At 64.0% G+C, this 3,740-nt stretch carries 2 protein-coding genes and 1 pseudogene; 1 reads left to right on the top strand and 2 read right to left on the bottom strand.

The annotated features are described in order from the left end of the window. Together EN939_RS24865 and pdxR are read right to left on the bottom strand one after the other, a co-directional pair. On the bottom strand, nt 1-1,519 hold a 1,519-nt coding region (locus tag EN939_RS24865; protein ID WP_127270457.1), incomplete at its 3' end, for a trimethylamine methyltransferase family protein. Between the two features lie 189 nt (nt 1,520-1,708). Continuing rightward, nucleotides 1,709-3,202 (bottom strand): MocR-like pyridoxine biosynthesis transcription factor PdxR, encoded by a 1,494-nt coding sequence (gene pdxR, locus EN939_RS24860; protein WP_027039660.1) that lies wholly within the window; start codon nt 3,200-3,202, stop codon nt 1,709-1,711. Nucleotides 3,203-3,559: 357 nt separating this feature from the next. Here pdxR and EN939_RS24855 point away from each other — a divergent pair. Beyond that, a pseudogene (locus EN939_RS24855) lies at nt 3,560-3,740 on the top strand (glucose-6-phosphate isomerase); the annotation flags it as partial.

Here is a 3,740-nt window from a genome sequence, read left to right as displayed (position 1 = left end):
GTTTTGGCACGTGGCGCGGAAATCGCTCGGCAAGAATGCGTTTCTTCTCGGTGATCGCACGCAGCAATATATCAGGCCGGCCTTTTTCGTTCCATTCCTTCGGCGAGGAACGATCGCCGAGGGCGGGATAGAAGTGCTCGGTCTGCATCAGCTTGAGCGTTTGTTCGTTGTCGAGATAGTGGCCCGGACCCTTGAGGCAGACCTCGGCGATGCTGTCGATCGACAGGGCCTCGTCAGTCACGTCGATGCCACGCGCGCAGCCCAGGCAATGACCGAGCATGTCGTTGTCGATGACCAGGCTTTCCAGGCAGAAGCCGAGCAGCGAGGCATGCATGCCGGCCGCCTCGTAGACGAGGTTGAGGCCGGAGAGGCCGGCCATCACATTGGTGATGCCCTTTTCGTAGCCGGACTGAATATCGGGCAATTTCGAATCCGTCATGCCGGCGGCGGAGCCACCGGGCAGGTCGTAGAATTGCGCCATCTGGGCACAGGCCGCCGTTGCTACCGACTGCTCGGCCGACCCGCCCGCCATGGCGCCGGTGCGCAGGTCCGACATGAACGGCCATGCGCCGAAGATCGCCGGATGGCCGGGCTTGAGCGCGTTGACATAGACCAGGCCGGCCACCACTTCGGCCACTGCTTGCACGACGGCGCCGGCCATCGCCGCGGGTGCCGTGGTGCCGGACTGGCCGGTCGACAGCAGCAGGATCGGGATGCCGCCTTCGACGCAGGCCTCAAGCACGCCGCAGGCATCCTCGGCGAACTTCATTGGCGGCACGACGAATGAGTTGGAGTTGGAAACGAACGGCCGGGCACGGAAATTCTCCTCGCCGCCGGCGATGGCGTACAGCATTTCAAGCGCAGGCTTCACGTTCTCACGCACGGTGAAGGATGTTCCGACGTGCTTCGATGTTCCCATCACACAGGCATAAAGCGTGTTGAAATCCATCTCGAGCGGATCGGCGATGTCGCGCGCCACCATCGGCCGCTGGAAGAAATGGATGTTGTCCAGCCCGTCGACGATGCGGGCGGCATCATAAATATCCTGCAGCTTGGACTCGCGGTACTCGCGCTTCTCCAGATCCACTAGGTGCACGGCGATGCCTGCCGTGCCGTAGTGCACGCGCTTGCCCTGGACCACCATGTCGTGCCTGGGGTCCTGGCCATGAAGCGTGAAATGTCGTGCCGCTCGCTTGATGGTGTCGAGCACGAGCGCGCGCGGAAAGCGGACCCGGCCATCGTCGCCGTGGACCGCCCCCACCTTGGTCAGCACCTTTATGCAGGAAGGAATGGCGTTGGCGAAACCCACTGTCTCCAAAAGCGTCAGCACGCCCTCGTGGATACGCTCGCGGTCATCCCCGCGCAGCGGCCCGTAGCCGCCGCCCTCGATGGCCTTGTGCTGTGGTCTGGTATCCTCCACCAGGGGAGATGATCGCATGGCATGTCCTGTTTCGCGAAGACCGGAGCGCTGCGGACGACGGTTCGCCGGCGTGTCCTGCTGTTCGACAGCCACTGGCATGGAAGCACTCCACCTTCGTCGGCAGGAACTCGTGGCGGTTGATCCACCATCGGCCTGCTTCTTCCCCTGACGCCGACTATGCCGCTGGCACTGGCCCATCCTATGGGCCAGCTGGCCCAGTTCCATGTGCCAGAGCTAAAATACCGGAGCCGCTGCGAACGGCTCCGGTCACGAGAGATCGACGATGGATCAGGCGGCCGCGGGTCTGCGTCCGGCGGCCGTGGCCAGTTCGCGAATGCCTGGCTCGATGTGCTGCAGTGCGATCGACGAGATGCCCAGCCGCATGAAACGCGAAGGCTTTTCAGTGCGATCGAAGAAACGGTCGCCTGGCTCGATGATGACGCTGCGCGAGGCGGCTGCCTCGGCCAGCCCGCGCGAATCGGTGCCGCGCGGCCCTTCGAGCCACAGCGACGTGCCGCCGGCCGAATCGGTCGAACGCCATTCCGGCAGGAAGGCGGAAATCGCATGGACCAGCCGCTTGCGCCGCTCGTCGAAGGCTGAAGACAGCCGCCGCACCAGCGCCTCGTGGTGGCCGAGCGACAGGAATAGCGCTACGGCGCGCTGATTGTTGGCCGGCGGGTGACGCAGCATGAAGCGGCGCAGCGCCCTGAGCTCCGCGATCAGTCCGGCGGACGCCACGATGTAGCCGAGCCGCAGGCCCGGAGCCAGCGTCTTGGACATCGAGCCGACATAGACGACGCGGCCGGAGCGATCGAGGCTCTTCAGCGCTTGCTGCGGTGCCTCGTCGAGAAGCTGGCTGTCATAGCCGTCCTCGATGATGATCTGGTTGTAGCGGTTGGCGCGCGCCAGAAGATCCTGCCGCCGCTCCGCCGACAACGGCACCATGGTCGGGCAATGATGGCTTGGCGTGACGAAGACGAACCCGGAATCGTTGGCAATAGAAGTAGTTACGATGCCGGACTGGTCGACCGGCACCGGCTGTATCTCAGCGCCCGCAAGGCGGAAGATCGAGCGGGCGTCGGGATAGCCTGGGTCTTCCATCGCCACCTTGGAGCCTTTGGACATCAGCAGCGTCGCCAGCATGTAGAGCGCGTTCTGAGCGCCCAGCGTGACGATGATCTCGTCCGGATTGGCGAAGATGCCGCGCCGGGGCAGGAGCCGCGCCTGGATCTGCTCGATCAGCAGCGGATCGTCACGGTCGACCATGTCGGACGCCCAGTTACGGATTTCCAGCACGGCAAGCGCCATGCGGTTGCACTCGCGCCACTCGGCGGTCGGGAACAGCGCCGGGTCGAACTGCCCGTAGACGAAGGGATAGGACGACTTGATCCAGTTCTCGTGCTTGGCCGGCGGCGGCATGTCGCTGGCGGCGATCTTGCGGCGTGCCTTCCAGTCGATCTCGTTGGCCTGGTCGGGCGCCTTCTGGTGCGGCTTGGCCGGTGTCGCCAGCACATCGGGATTGACGAAATGTCCACGCCGCTCGCGCGCCACCAGGAAACCCTGGTCGACGAGCTGCTGGAACGCCAGCACCACGGTTCCGCGAGCCACGCCAAGTTTTTCGGCCAGGATCCGGCAGGAAGGAAGCGGCATCGAAGCGGCGATCTGGCGGTCGAGAATGGCGGCTACGATGGCTTGGCGGATCTGCGCCTGCAGGGTTTGGCCGGATTCAGCCGAAATCCGGAACAGGCCGGACCATATCGCCGTGTCGTTTCGCTGTGGCATGGGAGATTTCCTCGATGGCCAGCCTTTTTCGCTTGGCTGGACCAGCCGAACGTAACCGTGGCACAAGGGGTTGCGCCAATCAATTTTTCTGATCGTTGGGATTTATGCCAGTGATCCTTCACGTCCTTTTGATGCCGCGTTGCGCCATCCTGGGGTGACGCGGCGCCTCATCCCGGCGATGACACCGTACGTGACGTCTGCGTCATCGCCGCGTGACGTCTGCGTCATCGCTGGGGTGACGGTGTGCGTCATCGCTGCGCATTGAAACGGGTGGAGTTCGGCCCGATAGATTGTCGCGACGACACGCGCCGGAAACATCCGGTCCGTAATGATGGCTCGAGGTCTCGGAGTTTGGCAGTGGATCAATCGTCCTTTCAAAAACAGCTCGCCGCCTTGCGTGACCACCGCGCGGCGGCGCCCGCCAGCATGCGCCAGGCCTTCGCCGCCGATCCCAAGCGGTTCGTGGAATTCTCCGTCACCGACGGCGATCTGCTGCTCGACTGGTCGAAATGCGCGGTCGACGCGACCACCATGGAGC

The sequence above is a fragment of the Mesorhizobium sp. M7A.F.Ca.CA.002.05.1.1 genome (assembly GCF_003998335.1).
Classification (GTDB): domain Bacteria; phylum Pseudomonadota; class Alphaproteobacteria; order Rhizobiales; family Rhizobiaceae; genus Mesorhizobium.
This window is presented reverse-complemented; position numbering and strand designations above follow the sequence as displayed.

Coding starts and splice junctions, on each gene's coding strand:
- pdxR (WP_027039660.1), bottom strand. CDS start 3,202: ATGCCACAGCGAAACGACACGGCGATATGGTCCGGCCTGTTCCGGATT.